The organism is Vitiosangium sp. GDMCC 1.1324, from assembly GCF_003044305.1.
Classification (GTDB): Bacteria; Myxococcota; Myxococcia; order Myxococcales; family Myxococcaceae; genus Archangium.
Genome location: NZ_PZOX01000012.1, coordinates 162,476 through 180,505, shown reverse-complemented (window position 1 = coordinate 180,505; position 18,030 = coordinate 162,476). Strand labels below are relative to the sequence as shown.

General features: G+C 69.1%; 18 protein-coding genes. 11 read left to right on the top strand and 7 right to left on the bottom strand.

Translation table 11 applies throughout. The features are described from left to right. Positions 1 to 40: 40 nt before the first annotated feature. Positions 41 to 718 carry an AraC family transcriptional regulator gene (locus DAT35_RS31315; RefSeq protein ID WP_108072172.1) on the top strand — a complete coding sequence of 226 codons (678 nt, stop codon included), beginning with the start codon at positions 41 to 43 and terminating at the stop codon, positions 716 to 718. A 9-nt stretch (positions 719 to 727) separates the two neighbouring features. Here the strand turns inward: DAT35_RS31315 and DAT35_RS31310 are convergent, their stop codons facing one another. From DAT35_RS31310 to DAT35_RS31300, 3 genes are all read right to left on the bottom strand, one after another. Further along, complete coding sequence (locus DAT35_RS31310) at positions 728 to 2,056, bottom strand: sensor histidine kinase (RefSeq protein WP_108071839.1); 1,329 nt, start codon at positions 2,054 to 2,056, stop codon at positions 728 to 730. A gap of 78 nt (positions 2,057 to 2,134) precedes the next feature. Beyond that, positions 2,135 to 2,740, bottom strand: coding sequence for a glutathione S-transferase family protein (locus DAT35_RS31305; protein ID WP_108071837.1), 606 nt, complete (start codon positions 2,738 to 2,740; stop codon positions 2,135 to 2,137). Next, positions 2,737 to 3,363, bottom strand: coding sequence for a phospholipase D-like domain-containing protein (locus DAT35_RS31300; RefSeq protein ID WP_108071835.1), 627 nt, complete (start codon positions 3,361 to 3,363; stop codon positions 2,737 to 2,739). The genes DAT35_RS31305 and DAT35_RS31300 overlap by 4 nt, the downstream gene beginning before the upstream one ends. A gap of 108 nt (positions 3,364 to 3,471) precedes the next feature. Between DAT35_RS31300 and DAT35_RS31295 the strand changes: the two genes are divergently transcribed. The 4 genes from DAT35_RS31295 to DAT35_RS31280 all read left to right on the top strand — a co-directional run bounded on the left by DAT35_RS31295 (position 3,472) and on the right by DAT35_RS31280 (position 7,446). Then, complete coding sequence (locus DAT35_RS31295; RefSeq protein WP_108071833.1) at positions 3,472 to 4,146, top strand: TetR/AcrR family transcriptional regulator; 675 nt, start codon at positions 3,472 to 3,474, stop codon at positions 4,144 to 4,146. Between the two features lie 112 nt (positions 4,147 to 4,258). After that, entirely contained in the window at positions 4,259 to 5,698 is a 1,440-nt protein-coding gene (locus DAT35_RS31290; RefSeq protein ID WP_108071831.1) for an aldehyde dehydrogenase family protein, read from the top strand. 9 nt (positions 5,699 to 5,707) lie between these two features. Then, positions 5,708 to 6,334 (top strand): hypothetical protein, encoded by a 627-nt coding sequence (locus tag DAT35_RS31285; RefSeq protein WP_108071829.1) that lies wholly within the window; start codon positions 5,708 to 5,710, stop codon positions 6,332 to 6,334. Positions 6,335 to 6,402: 68 nt separating this feature from the next. After that, complete coding sequence (locus tag DAT35_RS31280) at positions 6,403 to 7,446, top strand: phosphotransferase family protein (RefSeq protein ID WP_158501967.1); 1,044 nt, start codon at positions 6,403 to 6,405, stop codon at positions 7,444 to 7,446. Here DAT35_RS31280 and DAT35_RS31275 read toward each other — a convergent pair. Further along, on the bottom strand, positions 7,431 to 7,928 hold the full coding sequence (locus DAT35_RS31275; RefSeq protein WP_108071825.1) for a gluconokinase: 498 nt from the start codon (positions 7,926 to 7,928) through the stop codon (positions 7,431 to 7,433). The genes DAT35_RS31280 and DAT35_RS31275 overlap by 16 nt on opposite strands. 406 nt (positions 7,929 to 8,334) lie before the next feature. Between DAT35_RS31275 and DAT35_RS31270 the strand changes: the two genes are divergently transcribed. Together DAT35_RS31270 and DAT35_RS31265 are read left to right on the top strand one after the other, a co-directional pair. Beyond that, on the top strand, positions 8,335 to 9,660 hold the full coding sequence (locus DAT35_RS31270) for a serine/threonine-protein kinase (protein ID WP_233261833.1): 1,326 nt from the start codon (positions 8,335 to 8,337) through the stop codon (positions 9,658 to 9,660). Positions 9,661 to 9,775: 115 nt separating this feature from the next. After that, complete coding sequence (locus tag DAT35_RS31265) at positions 9,776 to 10,609, top strand: hypothetical protein (protein ID WP_233261832.1); 834 nt, start codon at positions 9,776 to 9,778, stop codon at positions 10,607 to 10,609. An 18-nt stretch (positions 10,610 to 10,627) separates the two neighbouring features. On the opposite strand, the gene DAT35_RS31260 is transcribed toward DAT35_RS31265, so the two are convergent. From DAT35_RS31260 to DAT35_RS31250, 3 genes are all read right to left on the bottom strand, one after another. Then, entirely contained in the window at positions 10,628 to 12,622 is a 1,995-nt protein-coding gene (locus DAT35_RS31260) for a neutral/alkaline non-lysosomal ceramidase N-terminal domain-containing protein (RefSeq protein WP_108072166.1), read from the bottom strand. A 175-nt stretch (positions 12,623 to 12,797) separates the two neighbouring features. After that, entirely contained in the window at positions 12,798 to 13,988 is a 1,191-nt protein-coding gene (locus tag DAT35_RS31255) for a nitrogen regulation protein NR(II) (protein ID WP_108071821.1), read from the bottom strand. A 217-nt stretch (positions 13,989 to 14,205) separates the two neighbouring features. Beyond that, positions 14,206 to 14,826, bottom strand: a complete 621-nt coding sequence (locus tag DAT35_RS31250) for a DapH/DapD/GlmU-related protein (RefSeq protein ID WP_108072164.1) — start codon at positions 14,824 to 14,826, stop codon at positions 14,206 to 14,208. A 182-nt stretch (positions 14,827 to 15,008) separates the two neighbouring features. On the opposite strand from DAT35_RS31250, the gene DAT35_RS61105 reads away from it, so the two are divergent. The 4 genes from DAT35_RS61105 to DAT35_RS31230 all read left to right on the top strand — a co-directional run bounded on the left by DAT35_RS61105 (position 15,009) and on the right by DAT35_RS31230 (position 18,029). Beyond that, the gene (locus tag DAT35_RS61105) at positions 15,009 to 15,599 is read left to right on the top strand and encodes a hypothetical protein (RefSeq protein ID WP_108071819.1); all 591 of its coding nucleotides are present in this window, start codon (positions 15,009 to 15,011) and stop codon (positions 15,597 to 15,599) included. 37 nt (positions 15,600 to 15,636) lie between these two features. Further along, positions 15,637 to 16,263 (top strand): head protein, encoded by a 627-nt coding sequence (locus tag DAT35_RS31240; RefSeq protein ID WP_199243051.1) that lies wholly within the window; start codon positions 15,637 to 15,639, stop codon positions 16,261 to 16,263. A 188-nt stretch (positions 16,264 to 16,451) separates the two neighbouring features. After that, positions 16,452 to 17,030, top strand: coding sequence for a head protein (locus tag DAT35_RS31235; protein WP_146209963.1), 579 nt, complete (start codon positions 16,452 to 16,454; stop codon positions 17,028 to 17,030). Between the two features lie 78 nt (positions 17,031 to 17,108). Next, on the top strand, positions 17,109 to 18,029 hold the full coding sequence (locus tag DAT35_RS31230; protein ID WP_369946188.1) for a DUF2381 family protein: 921 nt from the start codon (positions 17,109 to 17,111) through the stop codon (positions 18,027 to 18,029). Position 18,030: the final 1 nt, after the last annotated feature.

The following is an 18,030-nucleotide window of genomic DNA, read 5'->3' as shown; positions in this document are numbered from 1 at the left end:
GTGCGGGTTCACCGTCTGGGGCAGGCCGGGTGAGGCGCAGATTCAGCGGCTCACGCAGGTGCTGGACGTGGAGCTGGCGCCTGCCGTCCCCCATGTGTCGCTGGTGGACGCACGCCGGGTGGAAGCTCCGGACGCCAACGGCCTGTCCGTCCTGGTGAAGTACATGATGCCGCGCATCTCCGGCTTCGCGCAGACGGTGAAGCGCCAGGCGCTGGTGCGGCCCGAGGGCATGGCAGGCGCGGTGGTGGGCGGCTTCTACAGCCTCGTCAGCTCCAGCTACCCCACCCGGGCCTTCGCGGATCCGCTCGAGGCGCTCACCTGGCTGGGCCGTCCCGAGGACGAGTCCCGCGCCCTCATGAACGAGCTGAACGACCTGGTGACGCAGCTCATGGGGCAGACGCCGCTCTTGAACGAGCTGCACCGGGTGTTGCGCACCCGGTTGGTGGAAGCCAACCTCGCGGACGTGGCCCGGGACCTGGGCATGTCCGAGCGCACGCTCCAGCGCCGCCTGCGAGACATCGGAACCTCCTTCCAGACGGAGCTCAACACGGTGCAGGTGCGCACCGCGCAGGCGCTCCTGCTGGAGAGCGACGCCAAGCTCACGGCCGTGGCCGTGGAGGTGGGGTGCGCATCGCTCCAGCACTTCAGCAGCCTGTTCCGCAAGATGACGGGTGAGTCCCCCAGTGCCTGGCGGGCCCGCCACCGCAAGACGCCCTAGCTCCGCGCCTCAGGCCGCCGCCGAGGCGGGCTTCGGCACCGCTGGCAGCACGAGCACGAAGCGGGCTCCGCCCTCGGGGCGATTCTCGGCATGGAGCGTGCCCCCGGCGCGCGAGACGTACTCGCGGCACAGGGCGAGCCCCAGCCCGGTCCCCTTCCCCGGCGGCTTGGTGGTGAAGAAGGGCTCGAAGAGCTTCGGCAACACGTCCGGAGGAATCCCCGGGCCGTTGTCCTCCACCTCCAGCTGAACCTTGCCGTCCACCGTCTGCGCCCTCACCCAGATGAGGGCCCGGCGCGCGGGCACCGCCGTCTCCACCGCGTCCACCGCGTTCAACAGCAGGTTCAGCAACACCTGCACCAGGTGCCGCTGTCCCAACCGCACCGCCGGGAGCCCCGGGGCGATGTCCAGCGATGCCTCGCCCAGGCCGCGCAGACGCACCGAGGCCAGCCGCTTCGCCTCGTGCATGGCGTCCTCCGGCCTTCCCTGCTCACCACTCTCATCTCCCTCGCGGGAGAAGCGCCGCAGGTCCGAGACGATCTGCTGGATGCGCAGCACGCCCTGCTGCGTCTCCGCGAGCACGTCGTACAGCTCCGCCCGGTCCTGCGTCGTGCTCTCCCGCTTCAGCTCGTCCTCGATGAAGCACAGGTTGGACTTCACGAAGGCCAGCGGGTTGTTCACCTCATGGGCCACCCCGGCGGCGAGCTGCCCCACCATCACCAGCCGCTCCACCTCCGTGCGCTCGCGCTCGGCGCGCATCCGCAGACGCTCGCTCTCCGCGAGCCGCTCCAGCGCCTCCAGCCGCTCCTGCTGCGCCGACCGCTCCGCGCCCCGCATGCGCTGGTACGTCTGCGACCCGACGATGGCCACGCCCCCGAGCACACCGAAGCCCGACACCTGCAACAGCATCCTGCGCAGCGGCATGCCAGCCATCCCATCCAGCATCACCACCGCGCCCAGCATTCCTCCGGTGATGACAATCGTGGGCGTCCGCGTGTCCGGGGTGAACATGGCGAGGGCCAGCGGCAGGCCGATGAGGAGCGGAAAGAAGGGACTGTACGGCCCTCCCGTGAGGTGGATGAGCGCCGTCACTCCCACGAGGCTGACGAGCCCGGACCCGAACCCCGACGACTTCACGGCAATCCACCCCGCTCCCACCATGAGCCCGAGCACCACGAACCCCACGCTCCACCCGAGCTGCACGAGGAGGAACGCCGAGCCAATGTCATCCGACACCACGCCCTGGACGACGACTCCCCCCGCGAGGATGGCCGCGCAGACGAAGTAGTTCTTCCTCTTCACCCGACGCAGGGCCTTCGGCCCGGAGGAATCCGCCGTCATCGGAAGTCGACTGTAACATTCCACTCATGGGGTCTGTACCGGCCCCCCGGTATCCCGAGGACAATGGACAGGCGTGTCCTAGTCCGCATAGGCGCGCTTCGCTGCGGGTCGCTCCATCAGGCGCTGCGTGTACGCCTGCAGCCCGGGGAAATCAGCGAACAAGCCCAGCAATGTCCCCCAGGAGAGCGCCCCGGAGAGGAGCACGTCCGCCACGGAGAAGGCATTGCCGACGATGTACTCGCGGCCCGAAATCCGCTGCTCCACCATGCGCAGCGCGGGCAGGAACTGCTGCTTCGCGCGCTCGGCCAGCACGGGCTGACGCTCGGCCTCGGGCAGGAAGCGCGTGTGCGACGCGAAGGTCGAGAGGGATGGCTCGAGCGTCACCAGGGCGAACATCACCCACTGGTAGTACTCACCCCGCTCCGGAGTGCCGGGCGCCGGAGCCAGCGTCTTCTCCGGGTACTTGTCCGCCAGGTGCAGGCAGATGGCCCCGGACTCCACCAGCACCCGGCCCTCGTCCTCCAGCGCGGGCACCAGGCCCAGCGGGTGGATCCGCTGGTACTCGGGCGACTTGTGCTCGCCCTTGCGCAGGTCCAACCGGTGCAGCTCGTACGGGATGCCCAGTTCCTCGAGCACCCAGCGGGGACGGTGACCCCGGGTGTGCTGGCTGTAGTAGAGCTTCATCGTGCTTTCTCCGTGCGGCGGCGCACCAGACGCCGCGCCTTGCCCAGGCGGATGCCACCCGGCGGCCCCTTCTTCTTCGAGTCCACGCCCGCGGGCAAGATCGGATCCGGGCACACCGAGCGCAGCCGGCAGCCCCGGCACTCGGCCCCGCTCCACACCGACTCGTAGAGCGCCGTCACCCGGTCGATGACGTCGAAGTCCTCGGTGACGAAGCCCATCTCGAAGTTGCGCGCGTCCTCGCCCTTGGCCCCCAACCCCGCTCCGGTGAGGTTGGCGCTGCCCAGATAGGCCCACGCCCCGTCCACCAGCACCGTCTTGAAGTGCACCCGCGGGCACACCTTCAGCTCCAGCCCTCCCTTCACCAGCCGCGAGCGCTTGTCGAACTCCGCCCGGAACGGCCGGCTCGGCAGCTCCGCGTGCAGCAGCCTCAACGCCACCCCTCGCGCCGCCAGGCCGTCCAACACCTCCAGCACCGGCACGAAGCGCCCCGCCTGCTCCACGTACATGGCCTTCACGTTCGCCGTGGAGATCCACACCGACTCGCGCGCATGCGCCAGCTTGCCGAGCACCACCTCCCGGTACAGCGCGCCGCCGTCGAGCAACTCCGCTTGGATGGGCCGCATGCCTACATACTCGCACACCAGCCGGATTGTCGCGAGCTTCCCACTGGCCGCCAGAGCTGACCTGGGGTCACTTGACAGGGAATTCGAGCCCTCCTTAATTGATGACCCATGGTCAGCAACAACACGAAGCGAGTGTTGCCGCAGCGGGCGCGCAAGGAGGAGGACAAGGAGGCGCGGCGGCGCCAGCTGCTGGACGCGGCGTTGGAGCTGTACCGGAGCACCTCGTACGACGAGGTGAAGATGGCGGACGTGGCGGAGAGGGCGGAGCTGGCCAAGGGGACGGTGTTCATCTACTTCCCCACCAAGGAGGCGCTCTTCCTGGCGCTGCTGGAGGAGCAGCTCTTCGCGTGGTTCGCGCGGCTGGAGGAGACGCTGACGCGCGGCGAGGGCCGGTGGACGGGGGCGAGGGTGGCGCGCACGGTGGCGGAGTCGCTGGAGGGCGAGGTGATGCTCACCCGCCTGCTGGCGCGGCTGCAGACGGTGCTGGAGCAGAACGTCACCGTGGAGCAGGTGCGCGGCTTCAAGGAGCGGCTGCTGGAGGCGGTGGTGCGGGCCGGCGCGCTGCTGGAGAAGCGGTTGCCCTTCCTGAAGCCTGGCGAGGGCGCGCGCCTCTTCCTGCACATCCACGCTCTGGTGGTGGGCCTGCGGCAGATGGCGGACCTGGCGCCCGTGGCCCGCGAGGTCCACGCGGCCGCCCCGCACCTCAATCTCCTGCGGGTGGACTTCACCCGCGAGCTGACGGAGGCGCTCGGCGGCCTCCTGCGCGGGCTCGAGGCCCGCTGACGAGCCGTGAACATTCCCATCGCCGTGCCCAAGCTGGCCCGCTAGAGGATGACGTAGAGCCTGGGAACGGCACGAACCGAAGACGAGTAACGGAAACCCGAGGAGACGACCGATGCGCGTGGTGAGCATGGATGAACAGGCTCGGAAGAACCCCTTCCAGGAGACGTTCGAGCGCCTGCGGGCCCGGCGCTGGGACATGGCGCGGACGAGCGCGAGGGAGCGCATCGAGCGGCTGCGCAAGCTGCGCACCACCATCATCGAGCGGCGTGAGGCGCTCTACCAGGCCATCCACGCGGACTTCCGCAAGCCGGCGGCCGAGGTGGAGAGCAGCGAGATGCTGCTGGTGCTGATGGAGCTCGACCACGCCATCAAGCACCTGGGCCGGTGGATGAAGCCGCGCAAGGTGGGCGCGCCCGTGCTGCTCGCCGGCACGCGCAGCCAGGTGCGCTACGAGCCCAAGGGCGTGGTGCTCATCATCTCGCCGTGGAACTACCCCTTCCAGCTGACCATCTCCCCGCTGGTGGCGGCGGTGGCGGCGGGCAACTGCGTGGTGCTCAAGCCCAGCGAGAAGACGCCGCACTCGTCCGCCTTCATGGCGCAGCTGGTTCGCGACGTGTTCGATCCGTCCGAGGTGACGGTGGTGCTGGGCGGCGCGGAGGAGAGCCAGGCGCTCTTGGAGCTGCCCTTCGACCACTTCTTCTTCACCGGCGGCCCGAGGGTGGGGCGCAAGGTGATGGAGGCGGCGGCGAAGCACCTGGCCGGGGTGACGCTGGAGCTGGGGGGCAAGTCGCCCGCCGTGGTGGACTCGACGGCGGACATCAAGGCGACCGCCGAGCGCATCGCCTTCGGCAAGTTCCTCAATGGCGGCCAGACGTGCGTGGCGCCGGACTACGTGCTCGTGCCCGCCGCGAAGGAGGAGGAGTTCCTCGCGAGGATGCGAGAGACGATCGAGCACTTCTACGGAAAGACCGAGGAGGCGCGGAAGGCCAACCCGGACTTCTGCCGCATGGTGGATGACGCGCAGTTCACCCGGGTGAACCGGCTGCTGGAGCGCTCGGTGGCCAGCGGGGTGCGCGTGGCGGTGGGGGGCACGGTGGACGCGGCCAGCCGCTACATCGCGCCCACGGTGCTCGCGGACGTGAAGCCGGACTCGCCCATCATGGAGGAGGAGATCTTCGGCCCGGTGCTGCCGGTGCTGCGCTACGAGCGTCTGGACGAGGCGGTGCGGCACATCCGCGCGGGCACCAAGCCCCTGGCCATGTACATCTTCAGCCATGACCGCGCGGCGGTGGAGCGGCTGCTGGAGGAGACGTCCGCGGGCGGCACGTGCGTGAACACGACGGTGGTGCACCTGAGCAACGCGGAGCTGCCCTTCGGCGGCATTGGCGAGAGCGGTGTGGGCAACTACCACGGGGAGTACGGCTTCCGGACCTTCAGCCACGAGCGCGCCGTGCTGCGTCAGGGCCCCCTCTTCCTGCTGAACACCTTCTTCCCGCCGTACACGGAGAAGGCGAAGAAGATGGCACGCATGGCCAGCCGTCTCTTCGAGTAGAAAGGCGCCGTGCTCACCGTTGATCCGCATCCGCTGCTGGACGTGGTGGCTTTCGAGGCCACCTTTCCCTCGCCCCTGTCCGCCTCGCCCTCGCCCGAGTGGCTGGTGGCGCTGCTGAAGCCGGATGCGCCGGCGCCCCTGAGCGCAGATGATGCCGTGCGCGGCGCGGTAAGGGACTTGCTGCGCCACGGCGGCTACAAGCCCACGGGCCGGGGCAAGCCGGCCTCGGAGTACCTGGTGCGGGCCGCGGGGGATGGCTCGCTCGGCACCATCAACGCCGCGGTGGACGTGTGCAACGCGGTGTCCCTGCACAGCGGGCTGCCCATCAGCGTGGTGGACCTGGGCCGGGCCAAGCTCCCCCTGCGCATCGGCATCGCGCCTGCGGGGGCTTCGTATGTCTTCAACGCCTCCGGGCAGACCATCGACCTGGAAGGCCTGCTGTGCCTCTTCGACGCGGAGGGCCCCTGCGCCAACGCGGTGAAGGACGCGCAGCGCACCAAGACGCAGGGCGACACGCGTCATACCTTCACCGTGCTGTGGGGGACGAAGGCCCTGCCAGGACGCACCGAGCGTGCCTTCACCTGGTACCGCGAGCTGCTCGAGCGGCTGGGCGCGACGGTGGAGCGCCGGTCCTGAGCGCGCCGGACCTCGCCCCCCTCCTGGCCCAGGGAGCACGTGCACTGTCGGCGGCCTGGGGCCGTCCGGTGTTGCTCAGCGCGCCCGAGCTCCTCAAGACGCAGACGCGCAGCGTGGTGGTGCGCGCCCAGGTGCGGGGCGGCCCGGTGCCGGGCGTCATCCTCAAGCACTTCCGGGACGAGCCGGTATGCGGGCTCGACGACTGGGCAGGTGCGGAGTTCGTCACCCGCCGCGCGCCGGAATTGGGCCCCCGCTTCCTCGCGGGCAACGTGGACGCGCGCCTCTTCGTCCTGGAGGACCTGGGACGGGGGCGCTCGCTGGAGGAGCTGCTGCGCGGAGACGACGCACGCGCGGCCGCCGGAGGGCTGCTCGCCACCGCGCGGCTCACCGGACAGCTCCATGCGCGGACGATGGGCCTCCAATCCGAGTACGACCTCGTCCGCCAGGCGCTGCCTCCCCGGCACCAGCGGATCCGCGTGGAGAACGCGCGCTTCCTGCTCGAGCACGAGGGGCGGCTCCTGCGCTGGCTCTCGGAGGTGGGCGTGGCGGCGGCTCCCGGCCTGCACGAGGACCTCGAGACCGTGGCCCGCACGCTGGCCGACCCGGGGCCCTTCCTCACCTTCACGCACGGAGACCTGGCGCCGGGCAACGTCCTCTTCGCCCCGGGTGGCCCGCGCCTGCTCGACTTCGAGTACGCGGGCATGCGTCACGCGCTGTACGACGCGCTGATGTGGCTCGTCACCGTGCCCTTCCCGGACGAGCTCGTCTCCCGCGCCGACATCACCTACCGCATCACCCTCTCGTCCCAGTGCGAGGCGGCCCAGGTGGACTCGCAGTGGGCCCTGGCCCGCGCCACGGTGGCGCTGGCGCGCACGGTGAACCTCTTCCAGTGGCTGCCCCCGCGCGTGCTGGAGGAAGACCGGGAGTGGGCTCCGGGCCTCTCGGAACGCGCCGCCCTCCTGCACCACCTCGCGCGCTGCCACGCCCTGCTCGCTTCCACCGATGGCTTCCCGGGGCTCGCCCGGACCCTGGAGTCGCTGGAGTCACGCCTGCGGGAGCGCTGGCCGGTGCCGCCCTTCGTGTGGCCCGCGCTCCATCAGGCCGGCCTCTGAAGTCCCAGCCCCCGGAGGACGGTGTCCACCACCGCATCCGGGTCCGCCGAGACGTCCACCGACAGGGCGTCCTCAGGCGCCTCCAGCGCCGCGAGCTGGCTGTCGAGCAGCGTGGACGGCATGTAGTGGCCCCGCCGCTGCTTCAGCCGCTCGGCGATGAGCTCGCGAGGCGCATGCAGGTACACCCACCGCACCTGCCGTGGGTCCACCGTCAACAGCTCCCGGTAGGGCCGCTTCAGCGCCGAGCACGCCAGCATCAGGCTCTCCCCGGACTCCAGCGCGCGCTGGACCACGTCCCTCAGCCGCGCCAGCCAGGGCGCCCGGTCCTCGTCCGTGAGCGGAATTCCCGCGGTCATCTTCGCGATGTTCCCGGGTGGGTGGACGTCATCCGCGTCCACGAAGCGCCACCCGAGCACCTCCGCGAGCCGCTTGCCCACCGTCGTCTTCCCCGACCCTGAAACTCCCATCACGATGACGACCATGCGCGTGTCCTCCCGCCCTACTCCACACGACACCTGTCGTCTCTCAGGCGGATAGAACAGAAGATCGATCGAAACCCGCCAGATGTGGAAGTTTTGATCAATCCTCCTCGCGCCCGACTGAACGAATTGAGCATGCAACCCGAGGGCGAGACCCGCGTGTGCTGGCGGTCATTGCAATGGCTCGATTTCCCGTCGTCGCGCACTCCCTGCGACACAGACCAGGCCGCTTCCATCCACCCGCCGACGGTGCATGACACTTGCAAGTCGTTCACTGCCGTTCATCCCCAACCCAGTCTCGGCCACCATGCACTGCGAGCACTGTTCGTCAGAACATCCCGCCAGCACCCCGTGTGCCGCCCAGAACACTTGGAGCGGAGCCGAGTCCTCGAGCCCGGCGCCGCGCCAGGTGCCTTCGACGACGCCCGCCTTGGTGGACCTGCGGGGCCGGACACTCGGCCACTACCGGCTCACCCAGATGTTGGGGAGTGGAGGAATGGGCACGGTGTACCTCGCCGAGCAGACCATCATCGGCGCCCGGGTGGCGGTGAAGGTGCTGCACCCGTACCTGGCCCAGGACACCCGGCTGCGCGCGCGCTTCTACGCGGAGGCGCGCACGGTGAACCTCATCGGCCATCCCAACATCGTCCGCATCTTCGACATCAACGAGTCGGAGGACGGCCTGCACTACTTCGTCATGGAGTACCTGGCGGGCACGCCCCTGTCGCGGCTGCCGCGCCCCATGGAGCCGGGCTTGTTGACCTGGCTGCTCGTGCAGGGCTGTGACGCGCTGGAGGCCGTCCACCGCAGCGGCGTGGTGCACCGCGACCTCAAGCCCGACAACCTCCTCATGGTGGCGCGCCCGGGAGAGACGCCCACGCTCAAGGTGCTCGACTTCGGCGTGGCCAAGGCGCTGCGCCCCTCGCCCCAGCAGGAGCAGACGATGGCCGGACAGGTGTTCGGCACTCCCGCGTACATGTCTCCGGAGCAGTGGACCGGCCAGCCCGTGGATGGGCGCGCGGACGTCTACTCGCTGGGCGTGACGGGCTACCTGCTCGTCACCGGCCAGCTCCCCTATCCTCGCGGGCAGCTCGCGGAGATGGTGCTCTCGTCGGCGCCGCCGCCCCCGCTCTACCCTCCGCACGAGCTCGTCCCCACCGTGTCCGAGCCGCTCTCCAGGGCCATCATGCGCGCCCTCGCCCGCAATCCGGCGGAGCGCTTCCCCAGCGCGCTCGAGTTCAAGAAGGCCCTGATCGCCGCCGTCCAGCCCGCCCCAAGGGCGCACCCCGCCGTCCGGTCCGCGCCCCCGCCCCGTCCTCCGAGCATGCCCATCCCCGCGACGCCGACCCTGCCCGAGCCCAATGATCCCACGCCCGCGCCCACCTGGACGGCGCGCGTGCGCCGCGGCAATGGCACGAGCCCCGTGGTGGTGCACTGCAACGAGCTGAGCCGCGGCGGCGTCTTCATGTGCTGCGCCGAGCCCTTCCCGCCGCTCTTCACCCGGCTCGAGTTCACCCTGCTGATTGGCGGCGAGGAGGTGGAGTGCGTGGGCGAGGTGGTGCGGCACGTGGACTCGACGCTGGCGAGGACCTGGCGCATGTCGCCCGGCGTGGGCATCCAGTTCACCAACCCCTCGCCGCGGCTGCGCGAGCTCCTGCTGCGGCTGCGTCCCCTGCGCCGTCCCTCCGCGGTGCAGCAGTCCACCGCGGCCGAAGAAGCCCTCGCGCTCATCTGAGCGTCCGCGCATGTCCGGTTCCCGGCACACGGGGAGACCGTAACGTCTCCCGCTGGACGGCCCCGCCGTCTGGGTGGGACGGCCGCTGTGCGTCGTGGATACCCTCATGTGGGCCATGATGCGTGGATCGGGTGAAGGGACCTGGGCAGGTTGGCCGGTGCTCGTGTGCACGGTGTTGCTGCTGAGCGCCTGCCGAGACCCGGCCAGGGCCTCGGGCACGGCGCTCTACGTGACGACGGAGTTCGATCCCACCCTGCTGCTCACGCAGGTACGGGTGTGGGGCTCGGTGGAGGGCGGAGATGCCTTCGGGCCCCACGTGCTCCCCGAACAACCCGAGCGGCTGCTCTACAGCGGGGAGACCTTGCGCGTGCTGCTGGGAGACGTCGCCAACGGCGTGCAGGCGAAGGTGTTCATCGAGGGCCTGCGCAACGACGTCGTGGTGGCGCGAGGCGAGGGCGGCGCGCAGGTCCGCGACGGGTACGAGGTGGAGGTCACCCTCCAGTTGGAGCCGATATCCGAGCAACCGAATGGCACTCCGGATGGAGGCACCTTCTGCATCGGCTGCGATGGCTGCTGTGTGCAGGGCCACTGCACGGGCACCACCTTCAATACCTGCGGCACGGGCGGCATCGCCTGCGTGACGTGCGACCCCGCGCGAGCCGACGCATGTGACTCACGGGGGGTCTGCGTCTGCGGCACCAATCCCGCGTGCAACGAACCGGGCGCGGATCGCTGCGTGAACGGGCAGTGCAGGTGCGGCAGCGGCGCGGCCTGCGCTCCGGGGCAGGAGTGCGTGGACGGAGCGTGCCGCTGCACGGCGAATTCCTGCTCGGGCTGCTGTTCGGGCAACACGTGCGAGGCGGGCAACACCCAGAGCAGGTGCGGGAAGGGCGGCGAGGCATGCGTCCAGTGCAAGAAGGGCTGCAACGCGGATCACACCTGCCGATGAGCACCGGCCCGGCCCGGCTCACCGCACGGTGAAGGTGCGCGAGGTGCCCTGGTAGGGGCGCACCCGGCCATCCCAGCCGGACTTCCAATCGCCCTCGTGGAGGATGCGGTAGGTGCCCGGGCGCGCGTCCTGGGGAATGGTCCACTCGACGGTGACATGCGAGCACGCCAGGGTGGGCAGGCACCAGGCGCGGCGCCACGTGTACTTCGTCTCCCAGTCCCAGTCGTACGCCACGTCCTCCCACAGCAGCCCGCTGCGGCGCTGCACGCGCAGGTAGGTGCCCTGGATGTGCAGGTCGTTCTTCGGATGCCCGCCCCAGAAGGTGACGCGCACCGTCTCTCCGCGCGCATAGGACGCACGGGCGTCACGGAAGACGTCCCCGAAGTCCGCCCACAGCGGCTTGTCATCGAAGAGGACGCCAGGGCGCAGCTGGCTCTGCTGGTGGCACAGGTCGCGCGGCGTGGGACCCGGAGGCAGGGACGTGCCCTCGCGCAGGGCCCGCGCCAGCATGTCGAACTCCTGCTGGAGAGCCGCCAGCGTCCAGGGGCCGAAGTGGGTGGAGGCGCCCTCGTACTCCTGCCGGGCGTACTCCTCGCGCGTGGTCACGTAGCCCGAGTAGGCGTTGGAGAGGCCCGCGATGACCACCTCCGTCACTCCCGCCGGGGCCAGCAACTCACGCACCGTCTCGCGCAGGCGGCGCCCGGCCATGGTCGTCAGCTCGAAGGGCACCGCCACCAGGGCCACATTGCCCACGGTGACGAGTTGCAGGGGCAGCACCTCGGGGCTCCATGGAAAGGGCTTCATCGAGCCCATCGAAAGGACAATGGGCTTCTCCGCCTGGCAGGGCGTGGTGGTGGTGGTGCAGGTGAAGGCGCTCCACACGTCATGGATGGCGGCGCACGTCGCGCCCTCGACTCCCACGCCCGGCCCGTCCTCCGCGCCCGCCAGCATGGAGATGCCAATGGCCGCCGGACAGGTGTGCCGGGCCGTGCCATCCGCGAAGCCGGGCCGCACCTCCACGTCATCCATCTTCACGTAGACGTGCCGGTAGTCCACCCCACCGGTGAGGGGCGTGGTGGCGCTCGAGTAGAGCGAGGCCGCGCGCTCGTACTGCTTGCGGCCCGAAATCTCCGTGCTCTCGAAGTCGTCCTTGCCGCCACCGTCCTCGCCTCCAAAGATGTTGGGCGTCACGTCGCCCTCGTTGGCCTGGGCGAAGGCGGCCACGAAGGTGTCTCCGGTAGCGTCGTAGCGCGTGCCCTTCGCCTTCTCGAAGAGATACGAGGCGTACCCCTTGTTGTCGCCGCTGATGTAGCGGTAGTCCTTCCCCATCGACGTGGCGTGCACCGCGAACCAGTTGATGAGCCCCACCTCCACGCCCGAGTCCTTCGTGAAGCGCAGCAGCGTCATCCGCTTGTCCGTGTCGTACGCGTAGCGCTCGCGCTCCTCCGGCGGGTTGAGCTGGTAGGCCACGGCCGAGCGGTTGCGGCTCGCGTCCAGCAGATCCCCCGCCGCCAGGGTGATGTGGCCTGGCCCCAGGTGCTCGTGGGCCCGGACGATGGACTGGTAGATGCCGTTGACGATGGCCTCGAAGTTCTTCGGCTCGAAGCCGAACGTGCTCAGGTTGTAGAGCGCGTAGTGCGAATAGCCCCCGGGCCCGCTGTGCGTGTGGGTGGCGCTCAGCACCACGTTGTCATCGGAGTAGAGCGACCCGAAGGTGGCCCGCAGCCGCTCCACCACCTGCTGCTTCACCCCCTGGAACACCATGCCCAGGTCCGCGCTCACGAACACCACGCGCTTGCCGTTGCACGGCGAGGCGATGACGAAGGCCCTCGAGCGCAGGCGCTGGTGGATGCCCTCCGTCTGCTGATCCACCCTCACGTAGCCCATCATCCCCACCTCGGCGGCGGGGCCGGTGATGTCGTAGATGCCGCTGCCGACGAGGAACGACTGCCGCCCGGCACAGGCCCCGCCGAGTCCCTGCCCGCCCTGTCCCACGGGGAGCCCGACACCCATCTGGCCCTCGCGGGGGCCCCGGTGGCCGCAGGCGGCGAGCACCAGTGCCAGCACGAGCACCCCCAGACGGATGATGGACGAATGCACACACACCTCCAGGACGGCCGAAGCGGCCATTCTTGGAGGTAGGTTAGGAACCAGCGAGAGGCGATGCAGGGTTGGTCGGCGGCCCAGCTCAGGAGACCCTGGGCAGCGTCACCCGGAAGACGGTCCCCCGGCCCACCGAGGATGTCACGGTGATGCTCCCGCCGAACGACCGTACGATATCCCGGCACACGGAGAGCGCCGGCCCGGGCCTGCTCGCCTCACGCGGCGTGTACAGCGGCTCGAAGACCTGGCCGAGCTGCTCGGGTGGAATGCCCGCGCCGGTGTCATGCACCTCGATCACCACCTGGCCCCCGCCATCCTCGCGGGTGACGAGCCGCACCTCGTTCTCCTCCGTGTCCCCGCCATCGGGCAGGGACAGCACGGCGTGGAGGACCAGGTTGAGCAGGGCCTGACGCAGCCCGCTCTCACTGCCGACCACCAGGGCCCGGGCACCGTAGTCGCGCACCAGGCGGCCGCGCATGCGCAGCGTGCTGGACACCATCTGCCCCACCGAATCGAGCAGCGTGTTCACGTCCACCGGCCCCTGGCCCGACTCCGACCGGAAGCTGCGCAGGTGGCCGATGATCTGCCGCAGCCGCTCGGCGCCCTCGCGCACCTCGCCGACCGCTTCGCGCCACTCGGCCACCTGGCCCGCCGGAGCCGAACCCGCCACATCCCCCATGCTGGAGAGCAGGTAGTCGAGGTTGGCGAGCATGAAGGCCAGCGGGTTGTTCATGTCGTGCGCGAAGCCCGGCACGAGCATCCCCAGGGTGGCCAGCCGATCCGTCTGCTGGATGCGCGCCTGGAGCAGCCGGCGCTCGGTGACGTCCGCGAGCGTGCCCAACACCTCGCCCTGCCCCGTCGGAGAGCTGTGAGCGGCCAGCTCCACCCACCGGGGCCCCCCCGAGGCCAGCAGCTTCAGCTCGAGCCGGAAGGAGGCCTGCACGCGCGCGGCGATCGCATCCAGCAGGGCCCGCACACGCGGCCGATCCTCCGGATGCACCATCTCCACCAGCGGCTGCCCGAGCACGTCCTCCACGGCCAGGCCGGTCAGGGACGTCCAGGTGGGGCCCAGGAAGGTGAGGTTCCCCAGGCCGTCGAGGTGGAAGACCACCTCGCTGAGCTGCTCGGCCAGGAAGTGGTAGCGCAGGGCATCCGCCGACAACCCCGAGCGGAGGCTCGCGGCGAGCACCCTCATTCCGGCACGCGAGAGCGCTTCAGAGGAGGGGCTCTCGACATCGAAGGCGATGATGGCCTGCGACAGCTGCTGGAATGACATACCGCGCTCCTTTCCCCCGGGGAGACGGCTGCTGCTCTCGGAGACGGATTTCCCCAACCGGCTCCTGCGGACCCCTCCCGCGCACGCCTCCCCCACCGAGCGGGCCCTGTCTTGCTGGAGAGCATAAGGCCCGCGAATGAATCGGCGTCAATTCGAGCGCCGTTCTTTGCTTCCGTTTTCTCAGGAGTTGACAGGAATCCCGAGAAAAGTCGGGCAGTTATCCCTCCGAATCGTCAGATGGTGGCCAGGAGGGGTCGGGAGCGCCGGAGCGGCGGCGGTCGCGGCGGTCGCCGATCACGCGAGCGGGGACGCCAGCGACGATGGCCCAGGGGGGGACGTCCCGGGTGACGACGGCCCCCATGCCCACCACGGCGTGATCGCCGATGCGCACCCCATCGGTGATGCCGGCATTGGCGCCCACCCACACGTCCCTACCCAGCACGATGCCGCGAGAGGTGACGGGCTGGGAGCGCACGGGCCGATCCGGGGCCAGACCATGATCGAAGGCATAGAGGGTGGCGCCGGTGGCGATGCGGCTGCCCTCGCCGATGCGGATGCCCTCGGCCCCCCCATCCAGACTGACACGCGCGTTGATGCTCACCCCGGCCTCGAGCACCACGGGCCCGTGCACGAAGGCGTTGGCGGCGATGCTGACCCCGGGGCCGATGATGCGAATGGGCCGGCCGGGCTCGGCGAACAGCTGCGCCTCTGGAGAGATGAAGCAGCCCTCGGCGATCTCCACCGTCTCCAGCTCGCGCAGGCGGTCCTGGACTTCCTTCTGCCAGGCCTCGGCCCAGGCGCGGTGGCGCGGCTTGAGCGTGAAGTAGAGCCACGGCATCCAGGAGAGGCGCTGCTTGTGCTGCTCGCGTCGGCGGGCGTCGAGATCATCCACGGCTTTTGACTACCACGATGGCGCGCGGCCAGCGCCGGTCAGCGAGCGGAGACGTTGGCCCGGATCACGCCACGTGCTACGGCGCCCATCCCCCCACTGCGGACCAAGGCCTCCTCCTGAAGACCCGTATGATGCCCGCAAGACTCATCACCTCGACCCTCTGCCTGCTGCTCGTTTCCTGTAGTGCCACCCGCTACACCGCCTCGCCGTCCGCCGAAGAGCTCACCCGCTACGTGCTCGTCCTCGAGGAGTCACCCGGCGGCCAGGTCACCGAGCACTGGCGGCCTGCCGAGGAGTTCGACCTCTCGTGGTACCAGTTTCCCACGAGCGCCCGTGAATCGACGTATGGACGCATCGTGCACGTCGCGAAGACCTACCAGCGCGACTGTGATGCGGAGAACGACCAGTGCATCAAGATGTGCATGCGCCGCCCTCTGCCTCCCGGCTTCGGACACATCAAGTCTGGAGGGCGGAAGATGGGTGGAAAGGAGCAGTGGTGCCGCGGGCAATGCCAACAAGCCTACAATGACTGCCGGAAGCTGGAGGGCCTCCAACGCCAGGAGTTCTCGGCCGTGAACGAAGCCGTCGACTGGTTGAAGCGCCATCATCAGGGCCTGCTGGTGGGCAGCATTGTCGTCATCGCCGGGGTTGCCTTCGTCACGGTTTCCGCCGGAGCAGGGCTCGTGGTCCTCGCCCCTGCAGTGCTTCTGGCATCCTGATGAGCCCTGCTCCGCCCTTGCGGCACGGAGGCGATGCATGAAAAACAAAAGCCCCATTTTCGAAGCCATCAATCTCCTCGGCCTGATTCATGAGAAGACCGAGTCCGCGGAGGAAAAGGAGTTGCTTCTCACCGCTGCCGACGCGCTCGAATTCATCGAAACGACGGGCCAGCAGTATGACTTCGAGGACTACCGGCAGGATCTCAGGACCGAAGGACCCGAGATGGTGCTCGCCTCTTTCGCGACGCGCGAAGAGGCGGAGGCCTGGCTGAAGAACCATCCCAAGCCGCCCCGAAGCGGCGCGGTGCTGATCGCGGACGAATACCACTCCGTCTACTATTGGCGGGATACCAACACCCGCAAGCTCAACTTCTCTCCCACTCTCGAGTTCTACCTCGAGGAGATGATGCAGGACGGCCGTCCGCCTCCGCCGGTGGCCAGCTTCGACACGCGGGAGCAGGCCAGGGCCTGGTATTACGGCCTGTCCGAGCGGCCCTCACAGGCCGTCATCCAGCTCGCAGGTGAGCCATACCTCGCGGCGTATCATCGCAACATCGACCATCTCGCCTTCCACCCCTTCTCCCTCGTTGAGGGACTCAAGGAGTGGCGCGAGAAGCAGAAGACCCAGAAGGAGCCCGAGGAGCCCGAACCGCATTCGCAGTAGAGGTCACTCTCCTCCCCATTATCGTCATCGCTGGGGTTGCCTTCGTCACGGTTTCCGCCGGAGCGGGGCTCGTGGTCCTCGCACCCGCGGTGCTCCTGGCATCCTGACGAGCCCTGCTCGGTTCCACATCACCGAGGCATCACATGAGACCCAAAAGCCCCATCCTTGAGGCAATGAATCTCCTCGGCTTGATTCATCAGAAGACCGAGTCCGCGGAGGAGAAGGAGTTGCTTCTCACCGCAGCCGACGCGCTCTGGTTCATCAACACAACGGGCCAGCAGTATGAATTCGATGACTACCGCCAGGAGTTCAGGACCGAGGGACCCGAGATGGTCATCGCCTCTTTCGCAACGCGCGAAGAGGCGGAAGCGTGGCTGAAGAACCACCCCAAACCGCCCTACATGGCCCTCGTGCTGGTCGCGGACCAGTACCACGTCGTCATGTATGACCGTGATAGCAACTTCCGCAAGCTGCGCTCCACCCACTCCATCGAGTACCACTTCGAGGAGATGATGAAGGACGGCCGTCCTCCTCCTCCGGTCGCCAGCTTCGACACACGGGAGCAGGCCAGCTCCTGGTTCTACAGCCGGCCCCAGCGACCCTCGCAAGCCGTCATTCACCTCGCGGGCGAGCCCTACCTCGCGGCGTATCATCGCAACATCGACCATCTCGCCTTCCACCCCTTCTCCCTCTTCGAGAAGTTCGAGGAGTGGCGCAAGTCGCTGGACGAGAAGAAGCGGTCCGAGGAGCCCGAGCCGCACTCCTGACGCCCTCGCGGCCTCCCGCGTCACCCCTTTCCGGCACGAGGCAGGGGCGCTGGAGTCACTGGTCGTCCTGGATACAACATCTGCTACGGTGGACCGGAGAGGTTATCCGCCCTGGCACTACCATCGCCCCTTCCGCTCCTGATTCTCCTCGCCCTGCCCCTCGGGACGCCCGCGACAGCCCGAGCCCAACCCCCGACCCGTGAGCAGCAGCAACGGCAAGTCGTCGTCCCCAACAGCCCGGACGAGCCGGTGCCGGAGGTGCGGGTGGCGGCCAACACCCTCACCCTCTTCCGCTTCGGCGCATCCATCGACCGAGCCTCGGTGGAGGTGGAGGGGCGGATGACACGTTTCCGGCTGGTGGATGTGGGCGACCGCACGCTCATCCTCGAAATGACCGTGGAGCCGGGCCCCGAGGAGCGGCTCATCGTGCGGGTGCGCTACAAGGACGGCGCTGCGCCGGCGTACGCCACCTTCGCGCTCGTCTCCCACCCCTCGCTGGTGGACACCCTGGTGGAGGTGGTGCGCCGCCCGCGCACTGTCGAGGCGTTGGAGGCGGCGCTGGCGGAGAAGGACGCTCAGTTCGCGGCGCTCCAGGCCATGAGTGGGCCCGTGGGGCTCGTGTTTTCAGGACGGCTCGACGAGCACGGAGTACGGGCTAAGCGCATCGCGAATATACCCCCTGGTGCGCCGCATGGACTGGAGGTGATGGAGGGCGAGGGGTATCGCGCCAAATCCTGGGCGCTCGCTGTCGTCCGCGTCCACAACCTTCCGGGGCAGAGACCCTGGGCGCCGGAGGAGGCTCACCTCACTCGGACGGACGGCACTCCCGTGAAGGTGCTCGCCGTGCACATGAACAAGGCACAGCTCGGGCCCGGTGAGGAGGGACTCGTGGCGGTGGAGACGGAGGCGCCTTCTTGGATGGAGGGCCAGGACTTCCGCCTGGAAGTCATGGACAAGAGCGGCGCCCGGCAACTTCCCATCCTCGAAGTGAAACTCTAGG